Consider the following 1,872-nt stretch of genomic DNA (forward strand, 5'->3'; position numbering starts at 1 on the left):
TAAAAGCAATTACCCAGCAAAAGAGTTGGACTTGAATCAGTTAAACACTGGTGATGAGTTTGAGTATTTTCATTTGTATTTGTTGGTAGTGAGAGCATTAAGACTATGTGATCAGCGTTCAGTACAACTGAATTTTTATGTTTAATTTTTATGTAGAGAAGTTATCCACAACATCTCTACATTAATCATTATTAACTATCTGTAATACCTGTATTTTCTTGAGTTAATAGTTCTTGAAAATCAGGAACAGAACCTATAGTAATTGCCTGTTCTAATAACTGGTTGAGTTGGTCATGATCATAAATTTGATTTATTTGTTCCACTAATTCAGAAGGAGGATCTTGAAATCTGGTTTTTAGGATTTTAACAATAGATTCCTGGAGGGTTTGCGCTCTTTCTATACGTTGTATGCTTGTAATGTATGTCATTTCTTTTTCACCCTCGAAACGCTGCAATTCAGTTTTGAAATTTAAGTCTAAATCTGGTGGTAAAGTCATCAGTCTATCAATCAAATCGAATAACTGAAGAATTTTCTCCCTACTATATCCTAACTCATACATCCGCTTAACTAAACTTAATTTCCACTGCAACCGTCCTGTTAAATTTCTAGTTGTGGCTTGTGTACGTAGGTGCGCCATCACCAATACAGCAAAAGGATTATCACTTTGTTCTAATTCTGACCAACGAGGTTGATAATCCAGTAATTTTACAGTAGGAAACTGAAGACTTAACCGACATCCCCAACGTTCATAACTGTATTCTTGAGGTCGCCAATTTGCTTGATTATCTCCCAAAATAGCCAAGCTAACAACTTCTTGACCATAACGGTCAAAAATCCTGTAATGATAGGAAAACATCCGCTTAGGAAAACCAGTATCTACTTGACTTTGGATTTCTAAATGGATTAGTAACCAGGTTTCTTTACCATCATTCAGCCAAACTTTAATCAGCTTATCAACAAATTGCTTACCAACTTCTGATTCTCTCATCAATTGCTGGAGTTCTTGATCAAGAAACTCGTAACCCTGCGTCCAGTCAATTTCGTTGTAAATATGGGGAAAGAAGAATGTTAAAAACGCCTCAAAGTATTTTTCTACCCCTTCCTTCCAAGCACCATCATAATCGGCTTTTACTTCACTCACAGTTGTTTCTAGGCAGATGTCAAAAATATCTTAGCGTCTTTTTTCTACAATTACGTTAATTGGAATACCCCTCTTCCAAGTAGGTATATACTGTTTGGAAGTAGACAACTCCTATATGGGTTGAAAACCAGATGACACAGCAGTTATTTGTTACCAAAAAATTCGGCACTTATGCTGACACCCTGATGATGTTGGGTCTGGTGCAGCTTGCGGAGTATGTACTGAAAGCCACTCACCAAAAAAGTGCAATCCAACTTTTAGATCAAGGAACACGCTACTGCCTTCAGTTAAAACAACCAATAAATTTAGAACTGGTAGCTAACCTCAATTATACCAATCTTTTCCTGCCAGTCAAAGGTCAAAAAACCGATGTTAGCAAAATACCGCAGGAAACAAATACTTTTAATACAGTGGAGGAAAGCGAAAGAAGAAAACTTTACCGTGAGTATTTATTTCAGCAAAAGGGTAAACCTCAATTTAATGAAGATGCACCAAAACCACCGCATCCTAGTACCCAAAATGGCGTGATTCTTACTTCCATGCGTCATGACCGAAATCATAATGAACTATGGTTATTAGGATGGCAGATTGGCGAAAATTATGGTAAATTCTTGGTGGCTTTGTTTACTGCATTTAGTCAGGAAACAGATGATTTCACTAAATTAGTAAACGACTTATTTACCCAAACTACAGGACAAAAATTACCAGAAACAGCAAGTGCCGTAAAAAT

The 1,872-nt window shown here is 36.4% G+C and carries 1 protein-coding gene and 1 pseudogene; one reads left to right on the plus strand and one right to left on the minus strand.

Annotation, left to right across the window (positions count from 1 at the left end; translation table 11 throughout):
- Window positions 1–191: 191 nt before the first annotated feature.
- Window positions 192–1,142 carry an RpnC/YadD family protein gene (locus tag FFR48_RS27625; protein WP_096572929.1) on the minus strand — a complete coding sequence of 317 codons (951 nt, stop codon included), beginning with the start codon at window positions 1,140–1,142 and terminating at the stop codon, window positions 192–194.
- Between the two features lie 131 nt (window positions 1,143–1,273).
- Between FFR48_RS27625 and FFR48_RS27630 the strand changes: the two are divergent.
- Window positions 1,274–1,872: pseudogene (locus FFR48_RS27630) on the plus strand (hypothetical protein); the annotation flags it as partial.

The sequence above is a fragment of the Sphaerospermopsis reniformis genome (genome assembly GCF_005402885.1).
Lineage (GTDB): Bacteria > Cyanobacteriota > Cyanobacteriia > Cyanobacteriales > Nostocaceae > Sphaerospermopsis > Sphaerospermopsis kisseleviana.